Source organism: Prevotella melaninogenica (assembly GCF_018127925.1).
GTDB classification, from domain to species: domain Bacteria; phylum Bacteroidota; class Bacteroidia; order Bacteroidales; family Bacteroidaceae; genus Prevotella; species Prevotella melaninogenica_C.
In genome coordinates, this window is the sequence record NZ_CP072347.1 from 661,307 (window position 1) to 679,938 (window position 18,632).

At 40.7% G+C, this 18,632-nt stretch carries 19 protein-coding genes; 13 read left to right on the forward strand and 6 right to left on the reverse strand.

Annotated elements, in window-relative coordinates; translation table 11 throughout:
• Positions 1–52: 52 nt before the first annotated feature.
• Positions 53–910, reverse strand: a complete 858-nt coding sequence (locus J4861_RS02440) for a DUF4348 domain-containing protein (RefSeq protein WP_211816563.1) — start codon at positions 908–910, stop codon at positions 53–55.
• Positions 911–1,051: 141 nt separating this feature from the next.
• On the opposite strand from J4861_RS02440, the gene pheS reads away from it, so the two are divergent.
• Positions 1,052–2,089, forward strand: coding sequence for a phenylalanine--tRNA ligase subunit alpha (gene pheS, locus J4861_RS02445; protein ID WP_211816564.1), 1,038 nt, complete (start codon positions 1,052–1,054; stop codon positions 2,087–2,089).
• An 885-nt stretch (positions 2,090–2,974) separates the two neighbouring features.
• Here the strand turns inward: pheS and J4861_RS02450 are convergent.
• From J4861_RS02450 to J4861_RS02460, 3 genes are all read right to left on the reverse strand, one after another.
• Positions 2,975–3,466, reverse strand: coding sequence for a 3'-5' exonuclease (locus tag J4861_RS02450; RefSeq protein WP_211816565.1), 492 nt, complete (start codon positions 3,464–3,466; stop codon positions 2,975–2,977).
• Positions 3,467–3,551: 85 nt separating this feature from the next.
• Positions 3,552–4,073: a DUF6155 family protein gene (locus J4861_RS02455; protein WP_211816566.1), complete on the reverse strand. Its 522-nt coding sequence runs from the start codon at positions 4,071–4,073 to the stop codon at positions 3,552–3,554.
• 120 nt (positions 4,074–4,193) lie between these two features.
• Positions 4,194–5,207, reverse strand: a complete 1,014-nt coding sequence (locus tag J4861_RS02460; RefSeq protein ID WP_211816567.1) for an acyltransferase family protein — start codon at positions 5,205–5,207, stop codon at positions 4,194–4,196.
• Between the two features lie 22 nt (positions 5,208–5,229).
• On the opposite strand from J4861_RS02460, the gene J4861_RS02465 reads away from it, so the two are divergent.
• From J4861_RS02465 to J4861_RS02480, 4 genes are all read left to right on the forward strand, one after another.
• A complete protein-coding gene (locus J4861_RS02465) occupies positions 5,230–5,412 on the forward strand; it encodes a hypothetical protein (RefSeq protein ID WP_211816568.1) in 183 nt (60 codons plus the stop codon).
• A 188-nt stretch (positions 5,413–5,600) separates the two neighbouring features.
• Complete coding sequence (locus J4861_RS02470; protein WP_211816569.1) at positions 5,601–8,291, forward strand: 3'-5' exonuclease; 2,691 nt, start codon at positions 5,601–5,603, stop codon at positions 8,289–8,291.
• 189 nt (positions 8,292–8,480) lie between these two features.
• The gene (locus tag J4861_RS02475; RefSeq protein ID WP_065367910.1) at positions 8,481–8,741 is read left to right on the forward strand and encodes a SemiSWEET family transporter; all 261 of its coding nucleotides are present in this window, start codon (positions 8,481–8,483) and stop codon (positions 8,739–8,741) included.
• A gap of 164 nt (positions 8,742–8,905) precedes the next feature.
• Positions 8,906–9,454: a hypothetical protein gene (locus J4861_RS02480; protein WP_211816570.1), complete on the forward strand. Its 549-nt coding sequence runs from the start codon at positions 8,906–8,908 to the stop codon at positions 9,452–9,454.
• A 25-nt stretch (positions 9,455–9,479) separates the two neighbouring features.
• Here J4861_RS02480 and J4861_RS02485 read toward each other — a convergent pair whose 3' ends face one another.
• Positions 9,480–9,848: a hypothetical protein gene (locus J4861_RS02485; protein WP_211816571.1), complete on the reverse strand. Its 369-nt coding sequence runs from the start codon at positions 9,846–9,848 to the stop codon at positions 9,480–9,482.
• A gap of 576 nt (positions 9,849–10,424) precedes the next feature.
• Here J4861_RS02485 and J4861_RS02490 point away from each other — a divergent pair.
• From J4861_RS02490 to J4861_RS02525, 8 genes are all read left to right on the forward strand, one after another.
• On the forward strand, positions 10,425–10,583 hold the full coding sequence (locus tag J4861_RS02490; RefSeq protein WP_211816572.1) for a hypothetical protein: 159 nt from the start codon (positions 10,425–10,427) through the stop codon (positions 10,581–10,583).
• 501 nt (positions 10,584–11,084) lie between these two features.
• Positions 11,085–12,044: a DUF4468 domain-containing protein gene (locus J4861_RS02495; protein WP_211816573.1), complete on the forward strand. Its 960-nt coding sequence runs from the start codon at positions 11,085–11,087 to the stop codon at positions 12,042–12,044.
• 152 nt (positions 12,045–12,196) lie between these two features.
• A complete protein-coding gene (locus tag J4861_RS02500) occupies positions 12,197–12,427 on the forward strand; it encodes a hypothetical protein (protein ID WP_004361511.1) in 231 nt (76 codons plus the stop codon).
• Positions 12,428–14,824 (forward strand): putative porin, encoded by a 2,397-nt coding sequence (locus J4861_RS02505; protein ID WP_211816574.1) that lies wholly within the window; start codon positions 12,428–12,430, stop codon positions 14,822–14,824.
• Between the two features lie 20 nt (positions 14,825–14,844).
• Positions 14,845–15,786 (forward strand): 1,4-dihydroxy-2-naphthoate octaprenyltransferase, encoded by a 942-nt coding sequence (menA, locus tag J4861_RS02510; RefSeq protein WP_211816575.1) that lies wholly within the window; start codon positions 14,845–14,847, stop codon positions 15,784–15,786.
• Between the two features lie 76 nt (positions 15,787–15,862).
• A complete protein-coding gene (locus tag J4861_RS02515; protein ID WP_211816576.1) occupies positions 15,863–16,507 on the forward strand; it encodes an HD domain-containing protein in 645 nt (214 codons plus the stop codon).
• A gap of 15 nt (positions 16,508–16,522) precedes the next feature.
• Positions 16,523–16,990, forward strand: a complete 468-nt coding sequence (locus J4861_RS02520; RefSeq protein ID WP_211816577.1) for a nucleoside deaminase — start codon at positions 16,523–16,525, stop codon at positions 16,988–16,990.
• A 91-nt stretch (positions 16,991–17,081) separates the two neighbouring features.
• Positions 17,082–17,552, forward strand: a complete 471-nt coding sequence (locus J4861_RS02525; RefSeq protein WP_211816578.1) for a hypothetical protein — start codon at positions 17,082–17,084, stop codon at positions 17,550–17,552.
• Between the two features lie 412 nt (positions 17,553–17,964).
• Here J4861_RS02525 and J4861_RS02530 read toward each other — a convergent pair whose 3' ends face one another.
• Positions 17,965–18,228, reverse strand: coding sequence for a hypothetical protein (locus J4861_RS02530; protein WP_211816579.1), 264 nt, complete (start codon positions 18,226–18,228; stop codon positions 17,965–17,967).
• Positions 18,229–18,632: the final 404 nt, after the last annotated feature.

The following is an 18,632-nucleotide window of genomic DNA, read 5'->3' on the forward strand; positions in this document are numbered from 1 at the left end:
AGTATATTGCTTAAAGAAAGACCCACTACCAAGGTAGGCAGGGGTCTGTTCGTTAATAAGCTACAACCTTCTCTAAGCGCCAACTCTTACCATTCTGCTTAAAGATGAGCTGCGTTTCTGCGCCATTAGACAACCCACGGAAGGTAACAATCCTGCGATCAGTGTCTGAATACTTCTGGCCATAAAGGATGTTATAAATCATTTCGTGTGGAAGTTCTGGTAAGAATGATGACCATTCGCTGGCAGGGATAGTGGTGTTGACCACATTTGTCTCTTCACCATTGGGATCTGGACCAGTATAAGCTAATGGACTCTTCACAGCCCCTTTGCCACCATTTGCGAAGAAGTGTGACAAGAAGGTATAGAAAGATGCGTTATAACTATCCTTGAATGTGATGTTACGAATCTGATTCAACTTCCAGCTTCCATCCTGATGATCGAACCAATACTGCTCTATCGTACCTCTCTTTAAATGTATCTTCTCAACGATGACACTATCCAAGTCGGTAGACTTAGAGAACTTCATCTGTTTCTCATTATCAAAGATAAGCGTATAATAGCCCTGTTTGCGGAAGAAATAATCCATCTTCCAGTTTCCACGAGTCAGCTCCGTAGTCTTTGTACCATTGACTACAGGCAGTGGGAACTTAATACGATTCATCTGCAACTTCTTATTAGCAATAAAGTTGAAGAAGAAGTCGTCAAACAATTGGTCTGCTGCCTTTGGCATAGGAGTAGCAGCAATCACCTCCGTGGCAGAGTCAACGCTATCTACAGTGTCAGTGTCTTCTGATGCTGTAGAATCAGTAGTTGTACTGTCATCGCCATCAACTTTCTTGCTTGTGCAACCTGTAGTAACAGCTACCATAGCTACACAAACACACACAATAACTAAAAAAGCTTTTTTCATACTCTCTTTTTATTCATCTCAAATTTCCTGCAAATGTACAATATTTATTTCTAATAAGATAGGATTTTTATAAATTTATATTAGGGTAATTTCTCCGTTACGATTATAAATTGTACCTTTGCAGGAAAATAATCAAGAACTATGTTATTAGACAAGATAGAAGAACTTCTCAAGGAAGTGAGCGCACTCACGGCTAAGAGTGCTGATGATGTGGAGCAACTCCGTCTGAAATACCTTAGTAAGAAGGGCGAAATCAATGCGTTGATGGGCGAGTTCCGTAATGTGGCAGCCGACCAGAAGAAGGTTGTCGGCATGAAGATTAATGAACTTAAGCAGAGTGCACAGGACAAGATTAACGAACTCAAGGACCAGCTTGAAACAAGCGAGGCACAGAGTGATGATATCGACTTGACTCGTACTGCTTATCCTATTAACCTTGGTACACGTCATCCGTTGACACTTGTAAAGAACGAGATTATTGATATCTTTGCTCGTATGGGTTTTACTCTCTATCAAGGTCCTGAGATTGATGACGACCAGCACGTGTTTACAATGTTGAACTTTGCTGCTGATCATCCTGCACGTGATATGCAAGATACCTTCTTCATTGAGCGCAGTAGTACGATGGACGTTACGAGGAACGTTCTTCTCCGTAGTCATACTTCTAATGATGAGGCACACTATATGTCTACACACGAACCTCCAATCCGTGTGCTTTGCCCAGGTCGTGTATATCGTAATGAGGCTATCTCGGCTCGTGCACACTGCTTCTTCCATCAGGTAGAGGGTCTTTATGTTGATAAGAATGTTAGCTTTACCGACCTAAAGCAGGTGCTTCTCACCTTTGCTCGTGAGATGTTTGGTGCAGATACAAAGATTCGTCTTCGTCCAAGCTACTTCCCATTCACTGAGCCAAGTGCAGAGATGGATATCAGCTGTAACATCTGTGGCGGTGAAGGTTGTGGTTTCTGTAAGCACACTGGATGGGTTGAGATTCTTGGTTGTGGTATGGTTGATCCACACGACCTTGAGGCTTGTGGTATCGATTCAAGCGTATATACAGGTTATGCCTTCGGTATGGGTGTTGAGCGTATAGCCAACCTCAAGTACCGTGTAAGCGATCTCCGCCTCTTCTCTGAGAACGATACCCGCTTCCTTCGCGAGTTTGAGGGTGCGTAGTGTTTAGGTGAAAGGTGTTAAGTGTTAGGTGTTGAGGGGCACTTAGGTGATGGGTGATGAATAATGGGTGTTGATGAATTGTCCTTTTACTAACGAAATTCCTCTGCTATACACTACATTTACTAAAGATTTTTGTTGAGTTTGAGTGATAAATAATGGGTGTTGATGAAGCTTTATGCTATTCATCAACACCCATTCTCGTTTCTATATCTTCTGCTTAACGAGTAGTTTCAGATATTGTATAAACTCTAATTAGGGGTTCTTGCGTTAAAAGTGTGAACACTTTTTCGTATAGCTTTAACGGAAGAAACGAGCTTATGTATTAAACAAAACACAGTTAAGACAGACTTAGCAGTCTGTTTTATTCATCCTTTGACAGAGATAATCTTTTCATACTAACGCTTCGAAAATTGGCAGACAATACGTTGAAAAATCATGACATAAATTCGTGTAAAACATCTACAAATAAGGACAAGAATGTGTCTAAAAAGGCAGGCTTGCAATCATCAGGAAATCAATTGGTTATGGGTTCGTTCATAAAAAGGTGCTTAATTGGACTTCAAAAGGGCGTTAATAAGACCTCAAAAGGGCATCTTTTGCAAGCTAATTGAGCGTCTTTTCAAAGTCTAAAGAGCATGTGTTGGTTTTGAGTAGCATAAAAATATTTTACGAACATGGATGAGTATGGGAATCTGTTGTTTGTAGGAAAAGGAAAGACATGGTAATGGGTTGACCTTGCATTTAATGCTGACTAACCTTTGTGAACCCTACTATCATGGTCACCACCAGTATTTCTCACGTAACATATCATCATCACCCAATATCTATCATTCATCACCTATCACATCATCACCACCTAACATCCATCACTTATCACCCAACATCCTACAATATCTCACGTGCTATCCACGCACAAGCTTCCGCATCAGCGAGGGCGTGATGGTGGTCGGTTAGCTCATAGCCACAGGCAGAAGAAACCGTATGTAACTGATGGTTGGGAAGGTGAGGGAGCAGCTGACGTGCAGCCTTCAGCGTATCAAAGAATTCATAATCAGGATAATCCATTTGGTAGGTATAGAAAGAAGCCTTCAAACAACCTTTGTCAAATGGTGTATTATGGGCTACAAGTGGTAGACCTTCTATCATGGGTTCTATCTGCTTCCACACCTCACAGAATACGGGTGCACCGTCAGTATCTGCACATGTCAACCCATGCACCTGCGTACACCGCCAATGATAATAATTCGGTTCGGGCTGTATAAGGGAATAGAAGTTATCGACTATCTCTCCTCCCCTTACTACTATCACGCCCACCGAGCATACACTACACCGCTCAAAATTCGCTGTTTCAAAGTCAATCGCTGCAAAGTCCTGCATAATATCTTTATAAATTTGTTAGTCGTCTACTATATCTTCATTTTATAGATGAGGCTTTATGTTTGTTTAGACAAAGTCTCTTTGTTCACTCTTGACGACCATAATAGTCATAGTACATATCCCATAAGGTATCAGAAAATCCCCAACCACATTGTGTTGAATTAAGCATACTTTCAATTCTCTGTCTGAAATGTTCCTCAAGGTTATGGTCGGAAATATGCTTCAGAGCTTTCTCAAAATTCGTTTCTAATGTAGTATAATACTGTTCCCACATATCACCGAAGGTCATTGTGTATTCACATCCCAACTCTATATAGTAAAGCATCAAATCGCCAAGACTGATAGCGTCAGCCTTCAACTTCTTGAAATCAGAGATTGCCTTCCGACAAGTTGCAAATGACGGCTTATCAGAAAAGCCTCGAGCGGGGAAAAATTCGTTGCGGATAATCTTCTTGTATCTTTCCAACGCTGCACTATAATCAGGTGTAAGATACATTTCCAGATACACCTTCGCATCCTTGTTTGCATCATACAAATCCAGTACAAGTCTTATTACGTCTTCCTTTGGCAATGTGTCAAGATGCTTCTTTAGTTTTAATTTGGTCATAATAAGCTCTTTCCCATATTAAGTAATTATAAGTATTATAAAGTTCTTATGTGCAAAGATATAACTTTTCAACGAGAAATAAGGATTTGACTTAAAATACTTTCTTGATTAATTCAAACGTTACTTCAAAAAAGCAACACGCTGGATAACTGCCTTAGAAAGATAGCTGATTGGAAGTGAAACAACGTAACTAATTACTATCAGAATAATATAAATGACTAACGGATACTTGAAACCGTAAATAAAATCATGGAATATATGATAACAGAAGAAAGAGTGAGTTAGCCACATAACCATAGACTGTTTACCCATTGCCATAAGAAATTGTTTCGTAATACCATTAAAACTTAAGTGCAATAGCAGGAATATATAAGAAAATTCAAATATATACGCAGTAGCTGCACTTGAAATGAAACAGTTTATTACTACTAAAGTAATTAAAATAGCAAAAGTAACTATCTTGTGTGTATGTAAGAATGAAATATAGCCTTTTCCTTTTTCAACTTGTCGATGGAATACAGCTCCAATAACAAAAGAGAATAATACATTAAAGTATGTGATGACGTAGGCGTACCATTCTGTATATAATTTGTTTACGGCTATATATCTACTGGTTATATAGCAGCTTATCATATATAAAACCCACGTAATAATAATGCTTTTTACACAGCCTAATTTGTCTATACACCTGAAAATCCATACAGATGTAAGCGAAAGTAATGCATAAGGAAATAAGAACCAAGTTTCAGAGTTATAGCTATTACTTATACTCATAAAATTCAATATTATATTCGAAAAACTTCCAGGATACTTTTCAGGTCTAACGAAAGTACCTATACTGACAAATATTAGTAGAATAATCCAATAATGAATGTAGAGTTTTAAAAGTCTATGCTCTTGTCCTTTAAAAGATAATTTGCCTCGATAGTAAGTATAGCTTAGTCCGTAACCGCTCAGCATTAAGAATATACCCACAGGGTTACATGCTTTGCTGATAATATGAACAAGGGGAGTGTTGCCAATGAAAAGCAAAGGCTCACAAACTTCAGTCAGGTTAGAACCATTAAATAAGTGAAGGAATAACATCATTAGGATAGCTACACCTTTTAAAATGGTCGTCTGTTCTTTTGTCATTGCATTAAAACGTTTTAATGCGATGCTTTATACTCAAATTACGAAAGTTATAGCCAAGTACCTACATGAGAAACGTGGACGTATTCATCCACGTTCAGAGGTACTTGGCGGAAACCTACAACAAGAGATGAGAAACGCCCACGCTATCGTGGACGTTCACTTATTCATCCATTCTTGTTGTTCATTCTACCGCCAAGTTTCCTGAACGTTATTGAATAAATAGCAAACGCTAAATTATTAAACCACAAAATGGGACTGGGTACACACCTGTACACCAAGTCCGACTACAAAGTTACAACTTTATTTTTATTCTTTTAGGTTGATAACGAGTTATTTCCAATCTTTTTCTTACTTTTGCAGAAGGAGCATCTACTGCTATAAAAAATACTTTCTATGGAAGCAAATAATTACACACCAAGTTTAGATAAATATCAGATTCCTGTCGTTGAGGCAAGTCAGGGACATCATCTTGTATTGGCATCGCCGGGTTGTGGTAAGACACATATCCTCGTAGAGAGGATAAGATACGCACGAGAAAGGGGTGTGAAGTATGAAGATATGCTCTGTCTTACGTTCACAAACCGTGCTGCAAGAGAGATGACCAACCGTATTCAAAAGGTGGTGGGAGGTGATTTCTCTGAACTGATGGTGGGTAATGTGCATCGTTTTTGTTCTAAATTCCTCTTTGAACAGGGACGTATACCAGCCGATTCTGCCATTATTGACGACGAAGAGGCGGTGAGTATTATCGCTGATTACCGCAATGAAGATGAAGAAGGAGTAACAAGAGACTTCAACCGATACAAAGGTTATCAGACGATTATCTTCTTTCAGCATTTCATCTATCAGATGGAACACCAGCATCCATGGAAGTATTATCTTCATCCAGAGAGTTTCACGGATGATGATCGAGAAGCTGTAAAGCATATTTGTGCCTCACAAAAGATTGAATATGACGAGCAGGCGGTAGTGAATATCTATCACCATGCACAGGAATATATGGACGAGGCGAATGCGCCAGGGCTTGATGGGAAGACAGCAGATAGGATTCGTGTACTCCTTTGGAAGATGTATTACGCTAATTGTTATGCCCGATATAAGGAGGAGAATCACCTCTTTGACTTTGAAGACTTGCTCCTCTATACATACGATATCTATCGTTCTGACCCTACCTGCAAGCGTTATCCATGGATACAGGTCGATGAAGTGCAGGATCTTAACGGTATGCAGCTTGCTATCATCGACCTACTGACAGCAGAAGACAACCCAATGGTGATGTACTTAGGCGACGAACAGCAGGCTATCTTCTCTTTTATGGGTGCGAAAGTGGAGACACTAACCCTCTTGAAGATGCGCTGTAAGGGTAATATACATCATCTGCAGCGTAACCACCGTTCACCAAAATACTTGCTCGATGTCTTCAATGACTATGCAGAAAAGCAACTGAAGATAGACCGCGAACTGCTTCCTCTTTCCGATAATGACACTAAGGCTACGTCGGGAGACTTGAGAATCATACATAGTAGTACGATAGAAGCTGAACACAAGGATATTACCACTGAGGCTCTCTGCCTTTATGAGCAAAATAAGGAAGAGCGTACAGCCGTCATCGTTAGTGCTAATTCGGATGCTGACCGTATCAGTGAAGCTATGACGGAAGCAGGGCTGACCCACTTTAAGGTGTCTGGTCGCGACCTCTTCGATACACCAGATGTCAAGCTGTTATTGGCACATTTGAGTGTACTCTCCAATGAACATAACTCTATAGCGTGGACACGTATTATGAAAGGGGTGCGTGCCTTCCCTTCTCATGCCCTTGCTCGCCGATTTAATTGGAAGCTAAAGCAGTTGGCACTGTCACCATCCGATTTCCTTCTCTACCCCGAAAGCTGTTATACGGCAGAGTTTCTTCGTGCGTATGATGAGGAGGAAATCATTGTTTTCGATACAGAAACAACTGGCTTAGACGTGTTCAATGACGACATTATTGAGATTGCTGCCATCCGAATTAAGGGTGGGGAAGTGATTGGTGAACCGCTTGATCTATACATAGAAACCGATAAGCCGATTTCGCCAATGCTCGGTGATAAGGAGAATCCGATGTATGCTATCTATCATAAGAAGATGGCTACTGGCGAACTACTTACCCCTGAAGATGCCTTACAATGTTTCCTAACATTCGTGGGTACAAGTCCTATTCTCGGTCATAACGCTAACTATGATTATAACATATTGGACAACAATCTGCAACGTTACTGCAATGACACGATGCAAGCACACGAGAATCGTTGCTTTGATTCGCTCAAACTGATAAGACTATTGGCTCCGAGCCTTCATTCTTATAAGTTGGAAAGCCTGCTTGAAACCTTCCAGTTGGCGGGTGTTAATAGTCATCAGGCGATTGATGATGTGAAGGCAACGGTCAGTCTTGTACGCCTCTGTGCTGAGAAAGCACGTGAGAAGCAAGCACAACAAGAGGCTTTTATCCACCATCCGAAGGTGAAACCATTTGCCAATGTGCTGCGTAGCAATTATGGCGAACGCTATCGAGAGGCTGTTAACCGACTTTATCAGCTATCAACCAACCATGAACCCGCCCTTGTAAGTGAACTCTCTGCAGCTTATCATGCCTTTCGTTCAGATGGCTTAATCAACGACATCCCCCGATTAGACTATATTCTGCGTTATCTCCGCATAGATATGCTGACGGATGAGACGGTAGCTAATGCCCTTGCACCACAGCTCTCGCAGTACGTAATGGATATTAATACGCTGAAAGAAGCCGACTTCTGTAACAGTAAGAGTATTCTTGAGCGTATCTATGTGACGACTGTTCACAAGGCAAAGGGATTGGAGTTTGATAATGTTATCATCTTTGATGCAGCCGATGGACGCTACCCGAACGCCTATAACAATGCGAAACAGCAAGACGAGGAAGATGCTCGTAAGTTCTATGTAGCTATGTCACGCGCTAAGCGTCGCCTGTTCATTGCTTATGCCTTGCAGATGGTCGACCGCCACGGAAGGGTTTTCAATCGTGATTTGACACCCCTAATGGATAGTATTCAAAAGTATTTTAATTAGGATTCAGCTATATCAAATAACTGATATAAAATAAGAAAGTGGCAGATGAAACGATATATTTTGTCTATCATTTGTTTTAAAAAGAAATAATTTGTACCTTTGTAGCGTTAGAATGAAATATTAGATAGGTAAAGAAAAGATATAAACTAAATCTTTCTTGTATTCATAAACAAATAAAATCAGGATAATATGACAAAAGAAAAGTTCTTCACTTCTATGGGATGGATTGGTATGGTAACATCAGTGTTAATGTATGTTTTCTATTTTCCACAGATAGAAAACAACTTAGCAGGGCAGAAGGGAACCTTCATTCAGCCATTTATGGCAGGTGTAAACTGCACCTTATGGGTCGCTTACGGATTGTTCAAAGAGAAGCGTGACTGGCCATTGGCGATTGCTAACACACCGGGTATCATCTTTGGTTTTGTAGCAGCTTTTACTGCATTGTAAGTCAAAACAATATAAAATGTGCGTCCTCTTCATTCTTTCGGGTGAAGAGGATTTTTGTTTTATGGCTGAAAATCAGTAGAATTACATTGTCGTATGCAAAACTTTTATTATCTTTGACGTAGCTAATAGCACCTATTTTCGAACACTACAAACGAACAATAACGATGCGTATGAAACAATATCGAGTAGCCCTAACACTGCTCTTCCTCTCCTTTCTACTGACAGCCTGCATGACAAAAACAGCTGAAGTGCAGAAGGATTCAGGTGTGGCAGTAGGTCATTTCTCTGACCAGAGGGAACAGCTAAAGGCGTTCAAGGACGACATAGTCATCATGGAATGTGAAGATTACGACTTCAACACAGCTCCAATAGGTATCGGAAATAAGTTCTTTACACTGTTGCGTGGATGGGTATATACCGATGGTGTCCTCTCGCATACCATAACAAGTGAGGGACTGACAGAGGGTATCTTGGTGCAAGACTTCCCCAACCATGAGGAATTAAAGGCGTCTGGCGGCTATGATGTATCAGACAAACCCTACATCAAAATGAATCTTTATCGCACGAAGGATGCCGTTTGGTTTATGAATAAGCGGTATCCCATTAAGCGAGAAAATGGTGACAGTATCTTCTCACCTTTAATAAAAAGAGAAAACGGAAAGCGTCAATCTGTATGGATTTTTGTAGGGGATATTCCGTTGAAAAATAATTAATCGAAGCGTATGAAGACTATACTACTTATCTTTTCTTATCTTTTTTTCGTACAAAGCTAACTGCTTTCTCCTCGTTCCATGGCAAGCCTTTGATAATCAGTATACTATCGTGTAACTCTATGACTTTACAACGGTTGGTATCTTCTTCCTCATAGACTAAAAAAAGAGAGTCGTTCACAAAGTGATAACTATTAAACCACCTGCAAGTATCGCCTATGCCTGGGTCGTATGCAACGGTAGAATCCGTCACTTCAAGGATTGGATACATACCAATGTCTGTCTTTTCCACACCTGCCCAGTTCCCTATAAATTCTTTGGGATAAACTGGTCCATCGTTCCTGCTGCAAGCAACGAGCAAGAGTAACAAGAGAATAGAAAGTAAGTAGTATCTCATACCTCACGAATTTACCAATATCAACAATCACGAATAAGTGCATATGTCCTAAAAGGCTGACCAAAACAGAATTTTAGTCTATACCCCTTTTATGTAATAAACGCCATTACCACCATAAAATTGCTTAGTAGAATGTTTTTTTTTGATGATTACAAAAGTCGTAAAATACTCCTTTGATGTTTGAATTTTATTTACAAACCACACGTGCTTTCGGACTTTAAAAGACGAAAAAACGATCTAAAAGACTACCTTTGTAAGTTGCATAGAATCAGATAGTTGCAAAGTTACGTTTTAAAAGGTGCTTAGTAAGCCTTCAAAAGGGCGTTACTTAGAGCTCAAAAAGGCATCTTTTGCAAGCCAAAAGGGCGTTAATTGGAAGCCAATTTACGCCCCTTTCGTTTGCTGTCTTAGAATTTTATTTATAAAACCCCTCGTTCTTACAAAAGCTATAGAGAATTTAAAAGGCAGAAGTATGCGAAAATCAATCGTTCTTCTGTTACTCTGTCTTTCTTTTCTCCAGCTTACAAGCAACTCGTTAACTTGTCTACCAAGTAATCGTTCTTCTGCTTTGCACTCATGCACGCAAATGTACAGACACGATTCAACCCTGCAACAGGCGACATGGCTCCTTATTATCGCATCAAGGAGTCATATATCTATTTATGTAACTTATTGATAATCAATAATAGTTTATACACCTTATCGCTGAATAGTTACCGTGTTTTCGGACTTTAAAAGGCGAAAAAACGAGCTAAAAGACCGCCTTTGTAAGTTGCATAGAGTCAGATAGTTGCAAAGTTGTGTTTTAAAAGGTGCTTAGTAAGCCTTCAAAAGGGCATCTCTAGCAAGCCAGAAGGGCGTTAATTGGAAGCCAATCTACGCCATTTTCGTTTGCAGTCTTAGAATTTTATTTACACCCCCCCACGTTCTTACAAAAGCTATAGAGAATTTAAAAGGCAGAAGTATGTGAAAATCAATCGTTCTCCTGTTACCCTGTCGATAAGTAACTCGTCAACTTGTCATCTCGTTACCTTGTCTACCAAATAATCGTTCTTCTACTTTGTCTTTATGCTTATTCTGTCTTGCATTATCCTGTCTTTTGTTCTCCAGTTACTTTGTCTTTTCATTATCCTGTCTCAATAAAAAAAAGATAAAAACTTACTGAAAGGTTCGATAAAGCAAACAATAATTTGTATCTTTGCTTGTTAAATTGTCATTAGATAAAAGTTTGAACATATGAAGAAATTTTTGATATTCTTGTTTATGTGCCTTCCAATGATGGCTGCGGCACAGACTACGCTGACTCCAGAACAGAAGTTGGAACAGGCACAACGCCAGTTAGAGGAGGCTAAGGCTGCCTTGGAACAGGCGAAGGCAAACGCTGCAAAAGCGAAGGCTGAGGCTGAAGCAAGAGCCAAGAAGGAAGCTGAGGATAAGGCGAAAGCAAAGGATATAGAAAAGAAGATTGCTGATATGAAGGCTGAGGCAGAACGATTGTCACGTGAGGCTGAGGCACTCAGTGAGGCTGCTAATAAAGCTCAGACGACTACGGTAGCACCAGCAACAAAGGCTGCGGCAACCACTACAAAGGCTGTTAGCAACGCTTCATCAGATGCGTGGGTTGTTCCAACAACGCCAGCGACTGCAGCTGCACGTGCAAATAAGAATGTGAGTACAGACAATAAAGAAAAAAAAGACCTTTATCTTCAGAAGGGTATCATACCAGAGGTGAACGGTCAGGTGGTATGGACTGAAACATTCAATGTACCAGGAGCAACTGCTGACGAACTCTATGACAAGGCGTTTGCTTATCTTACAGAACTTACACAGGGCGACAATCAGTTGAGTGGTAGTAAGGTTGCCTTGGTGAACAAGGGTGAGCATTGTATTGTGGCAACGGTACGTGAGAAGTTGATTTTCTCATCTTCGTTTCTCTCATTGGACTATACGCAGTTTAACTATGTGCTTCAAGCAACTTGTCGTGATGGACAGGCAACATTGACAATGAACCGTTTGACTTATCGTTATGATGTTCAAGGCAATGTTTCTGACCTATTGGCAGAGCAGTGGATTACCGATAAGTATGCTGTCAATAAGAAGCAGACTCGTCTCTTGCCTGTATCTGGTAAGTTCCGTCGTGCTACTGTTGACCGTAAGAATAGTATCTTTGAAGGCTTCGCTCAGGCATTGAAGTAAGACAAAGAAAGGATATACTTTTGGGTGTGTCAGTGGTGATGGGGTGGGATAACAACCTTATGTAGGTTTGGTCTTTGCCTATTTTAATGCGCTGAATAAAGCGTTAAAGCAAAGCCGCTGGCAAACACTTTTAATACAATAAAGAAAAGAAAATGGAACTACAGAATAGTACGGCACGTCGTCCAGAACGTCGTCGTCATAAACGTGAGACAGAAGATAGGTTTCTTCCTATCCGCCAATGGCTTAACATTATCTTTATGTTAGGTGCGCTTGTTGGTGTGATTGTCTATTTCTTAACCGATAACACTACGACTGGTACAATTATTATTCTTGTTTCGATGGTCTTTAAGATGGTCGAAAGTGTACTCCGTTTTATTCGTTAAATGAAGAAACTTACTATCTTATTTTCCCTTTTTGTGTTAGTGGCTAATGCTGCTATGGCACAGACAGACGGCACCACTCCGTATGATGATGGTACGTTCACGGCTGATGGTTATAGAAACAATCGTAACATGGGACGTTCGGATTCTATACAAAGTGAGCACAAGGAGATACCACGTGGCTTGAAGGTGTGGACGATTGATGAGCGTTTCGGTGACCGCAAAGCTGCTGTTCCCGATACGTTGTCGTATATGTATATGAATTCTAACCTCACTTATGGAAAGCGAGGGGAGTATAACACCTTGGGAAACTTGGGTTCTCCACGTCAGAATCGTATCTTTATTGATCGTCCTGCTACGTCAGAATTCTTCTTCCTCGACCCGTATGATATGTTTATCGTACAGCCAAACAATTTCCAGTTTACCTCAACCCTTTCGCCGATCACGGTTCTCTCTTATAATACCGCTGGTAACAGAAACAACGGAGAAGACCGATTTAAGGCAATCTTTGCGGTGAATGCGGGTAAGGAGTGGGGCTTTGGCTTTAAGTTTGATTACCTATACGGACGTGGATATTATAGCAATCAGAGTACTTCTCATTTCAACTATTCAATGTGGGGAAGCTATTTAGGTGAACGCTATCAGGCACATTTGCTTCTTTCTCTTAATCATCAGAAGGTCGCTGAGAATGGTGGTATTGCCAATGATGCCTATATCACGCATCCAGAGTCGTTCCGTGATAGCTATAGCGAAGAAGAGATTCCAACCATATTGAAGCAGAATTGGAATAGAAATGACAATCAACATGTGTTCTTCAATCACCGTTATAGTCTCGGCTTCTTTCGTAAGGTGCCGATGACGGAAGAGGAGATTAAGGCAAAGCAGTTTGCTCTTAAATCTCAGAAAGCACAAGAAGCACAGCAGGATAAAGACAAGGCTCGTCGCCGTGCAAAGGCAAAAGGCGAGAAGTTTGATGAGGAAGCTTACGATAAAGAGAAGCGTTCTGCAGGTCGACCTGACGATGCTGTCATTGCTGGAGATGCGTCACAAGTGAAGACAACAGCGGACAATGCTAATGCCAATGAGCGTTTGACGGTCAATTTGGAGGACTCTATTCAGATGGCAAACCTCAAGAAACAGGATGCTTTGGCTAAGGACTCTACTCAGAAGTGGATGAAGGAAGAGTATGTTCCAGTGACGAGTTTCATTCATACAGTACGTTTCGATAATTACCGTCGTATCTATCAAGCATACGATACTCCGACTGATTTCTATGCACAGAACTACTTTAACTATGGTACTGCAGCCAATGATTCGATTTATGATACGACAAAGCACTGGTCCTTGAAGAATACCTTTGCTGTCGCTTTGCTTGAGGGATTCAACAAATGGGCGAAGGCTGGACTGAAAGCTTTCCTTTCCTATGAGTTGCGCCATTATGCTCTTCCTTCAATGATAACGCCAAGTGCGAGTACTGTTGCCTTCTATAATGGTGACAAGACATGGAACCAACATGACATTTCTGTCGGTGGTCAGCTGTTGAAGACACAGGGTAAGACGTTCCATTATGATGTTAGTGCGGAGGCTTGGTTGGCTGGAAGTAGGGCAGGGCAGGTTCATGTTGATGGTCATGCTGACCTCGGTTTCCCTCTTTTGGGTGACACAGTTCAACTCGCTGCAACAGCTTTCTTCCACCGTTCTGCTCCATCCTTCTATATGGGTCAGTACTATGGTAAGCATTATATGTGGGACAATAACCTCAATCAAGAGATACATTCTCGCATCTTGGGTGAGTTCTCTTTGAAGAAGACACGCACTAAGTTGCGTGTTGGCTATGATGTTTTTAAGAACTATACCTACTTTGGTATACAAAACGACCGCATCCAAAGCGGTGATAACTACCTCGTACAGCATAACAACTTGAATGTCCGTCAGTCCAGCAGTCCTATCAACTTGCTGACTTTACAGCTACAACAAGACTTCCGTTTGGGCATCTTCAACTGGCAAAATGTGCTGACTTTCCAGAAATCAAGTAAGGCAGAAATACTCCCAGTACCGACATTCAACGCTTATAGTAACCTGTTTATACGATTCAAGATAGCACGTGTGTTGGATGTTGACCTTGGTGTTGACGGTCGTTACTTCACAAGTTATTATGCGCCAGAGTATATACCTGGAATCGGTGCTTTTGGTATACAGGAGACCGATGCGAGCCGTACAAAGATTGGTAACTATCCACATTTGAATGCTTATGCTAACTTCCAGTTACAGCATACTCGCTTCTATGTAATGTTCACGCATGTAAACAGTGCTGATGGGGGTAAATATTTCTATACGCCTCACTACCCATTGAACCAGCGTGTATTGCAGTTTGGTATCAGCTGGAACTTCTTTAACTAATCGTTTAGACATACGAATACGTGATTTCAGAGAATGATAAGATAAAGACCAACAGTCTTTCAGCATGGGTACTTGCTGCGCGTCCGAAGACGCTCACAGGTGCAATGGTCCCCGTAATGATAGGAACTGCTTGGGCTTGGAAGCTAAGTGGCGGGGAGAACTTTCGGGTTGTGCCTGCCATTCTTTGTTTTCTCTTTGCCTTTCTGATGCAGATAGACTCGAACTTCATCAATGACTACTTCGATTGTTTGAAAGGTAATGATGATCGTGCCACTCGTTTAGGTCCGAAGCGGGCTTGTTCTGAAGGCTGGATAACCCTCCCTGTCATGCGCATAGGACTTGTTGTCAATTCTTTATTAGCCTCTCTTGTTGGTATTCCCCTCATCTTCTTCGGTGGTTGGGAAATGATACTCGTTGGTGTAGCCTGTGTTCTCTTTGCCTTTCTCTACACCACTTACTTCTCTTATCTTGGCTTAGGTGATGTCTTGGTGTTAGTATTCTTTGGTATTGTTCCCGTCGTTTTCACCACCTATGTCATCCTTCCTGACCATTCTCAAGCCCTGTGTTTTGAGGTAATTATGTCGGGCATTATCTGCGGTTTGGTGATAGACACCCTCCTTGTAGTCAATAACTATCGTGATAGAGAGAATGATAAACGTGACGGAAAGATAACCCTCATTGTGAGAATAGGTGAGAAAAAGGCAGAAAGGCTGTACTTAGCATTAGGTCTTATGACCTATCTTCAGTTGCTTCTTCTTCTCTTTTCAGGTGAGAGAGACAGTCTCCTTTCCTTTATCTTCTTGTTTGTTATCTTCATCCCTTATGGTATCTTGCATTACAAAACAGCCATGCAAATGAAGCAAATAAAGAAAGGTAAGGAGCTAAATATCATCTTGGCGCAAACCGCTCGGAACATGCTAATCTATGGTATAGCAACTACGATTGCATTAGTTGGTTTATAAACCCGCTTTTAATTCCCCTTCACCTAATCCCTCATTTCATCATCACCCAACATTTAACACCCATCACCCAACCCCTATGTCCCAGCCCAATCTCGAACTAATGAACTTTGTGGAGCGACAGATACTCCCACGTTATAATGACTTTGGAAAGAGCCATGGACTCGGACACGTGCAGCGTGTCATTAAGAGTTCACTTGCTTTGGCAGCCGTAACGGGTGCCGATGTGAATATGGTATATGTCATTGCCGCCTATCATGACCTTGGTATGGCGGGTCCACGAGCCATTCATCATATCACCAGTGGTAAGATTCTCATTGCTGATGTACGACTCCGAAAATGGTTCTCTGCCGAACAGTTGAAGATTATGAAGGAGGCAGTCGAAGACCATCGGGCCAGTAGTTCACGTGTACCACGCAGCATCTATGGTAAAATTGTTGCTGAGGCTGACCGTGACCTTGAGCCAGAAGTAGTCTTCTCACGTGCCATTCTCTATGGTATTGAGAACTATCCAGAGAAGAATGATGAACAGATGTGGCAACGTTTCCGCGACCATATGAAAGAGAAATATGGGCGTTCTGGTTATCTGAAACTATGGATTCCAGGCTCACCGAATGCAAAGAATCTTGAAATAATCCGCAAGACGATTGACAGTGAGGCGGAGTTGCGAAAGGTATTTGACCGCATCTATCAGCAGATACGTGAACAAGACGAAAAGAACTAACAAAATACAACTGAAATGACGAAAGAAGAATTGATGCGAAGAGCTATTAAACTCTCTGCCGACAGTGTACGTAATGGGGGCGGTCCATTTGGTGCTGTTATTGCCCGTAATGGCGAAATCATTGCCGAAGGAAGCAATGGTGTGACCATTTACAACGACCCTACAGCCCATGCGGAAGTCTCTACAATCCGCAAAGCGTGTCAGAAATTGAATACCTTTGACCTCAGTGGTTGCGAAATCTATACCTCTTGCGAACCTTGTCCGATGTGCTTTGGCGCAATCTATTGGGCACATCTCGATAAGATCTACTATGCCAACGACCGCAAAGATGCTGCCGACATTGGTTTTGATGACGATTTCATCTACCAGGAGATAGCCGTACAACCGCAATATCGCAAGAAGCCTTCAGAAATCCTTTTGCACAATGAAGCGTTAGAAGTCTTTAAGCAGTGGACAGCAAAGACGGATAAAACAGAATATTGATATCCTCTAACGATAAGTCAATGTAAGCACACTACTGTTTACATTGACTCTTTTGTTTATAAGATTCTTACTACGAACAAAGCTTTTGATTATGAAGAAAGGAGTATGGAAAACGAGGAATAAAACACTTTTAATCACAGTATTCCTCTCAACGTTGGTGATAGAATTCATCTTAGTATTCCTAAATGGCTGTTCTGATGGCGAAGGTCTTGCTTTCGACATAGATAAACAAGCCTTCGTTGTGAAGCAAGGTTGTGTCTGCGGTGGTAGCTTATACATTAGCGGTGAAGATGCATCAGATGAGTTCGCTGTCATTTATAATAAGAATGTACACGCCTTTTGGTATAATAGTTACAATCCATCTGTCCTTGAAATCAACAACCTTCCTACTTGTTGTAGTATCGTTTCACATGGCGACACCTTGTCTCTTCGTCGCCTTCCCTTACGACCCAATATCTTCTATTCCGTTTACCGCATGTCAGGTTGCTGCAGAACTTCTCCCCTTACTATCAAGACCGACAAGCAGGGTAGGGTAGTCAGTGCAGGAAGAGGGCTACAATAAAATGATATTGATCGGTCAATAACTCCCACAAACCCCTGCCATTCGTATCTAATAATGTCTGATTAAGTCCCGCTCTTAGTCTTTTTCCACGCTCATTTTTAGACGAGTAAAAGACTATGAGGAGTTGGGCAGCTGAGGGACGATAACAAAAGAGGGATGCACAAGTTGATGTGTATCCCTCTTAAATTTCCTCTGTTTTGTAAATGAATCTAAAATACTGAAAAAGTCTATTACAATATATATCTTTGTAAAATGATAATATAACAATATTTTGCTTTCATTATAAGCCCCACGGATATTTACCTTATTTAAACGAGACTATATTATTATAAATAGGGGGCTACGTTATAAAAAAAAGAATTGGCTTACTCCCAATATGAAATGCTTCTAAATATTTATCTCCAATACATTCTCAAAAGTTAGGATTTTCACGATGTTTAACAATTTTAGTGAATTCTTGCTTATATATGTAAGTAAATTGATGCAACAAGTCTTCTAAAGTAGTTGCACGTGTTGTTGCCCCTGTATGAAAATCAAGTTGGCCAGCATTAAGAAGTTGTGGATTAGTTTCGTAAGAGTAGTAAGGTGTAGTACCCTCTTCTTCATTCTTGTATATTCTAAAATCTACAAGTTTGTCTGCTAATGTAACTTTGCCTTCGAAAAGAATTTTTTTCATAGTTCTAATTTAATATTAAAAGTTAAGGGCAATATTACCCATAAAACTAAGTATGCAAAAATTGTTCCAAAAATCAAAAATGGAGGATGAATGATAAATGATGATATGAGAGTTCGTATTAAATGACATTTTGTCACATTTGCCTAAAATGTGGTGAAAATGGTAGAGAGATATATGAGAATCAGCATTTACATTTAATCAAATCAGTTTATTAGGGATGTTTTTTCAGTGATTTATGATGTTTTTGAATAATAACCATTCTTAAACATCATTCTCTTATAGCCAGCTATTAGAAATTATTTTAGAATTACAACTTTAATAGCCTATGTATGACTAATTTGAGTAAATTACTTTCTTTTGTAAAGAAACCTCAAAGGCTGAAAATCAAAAGACGCTCTTTTGGC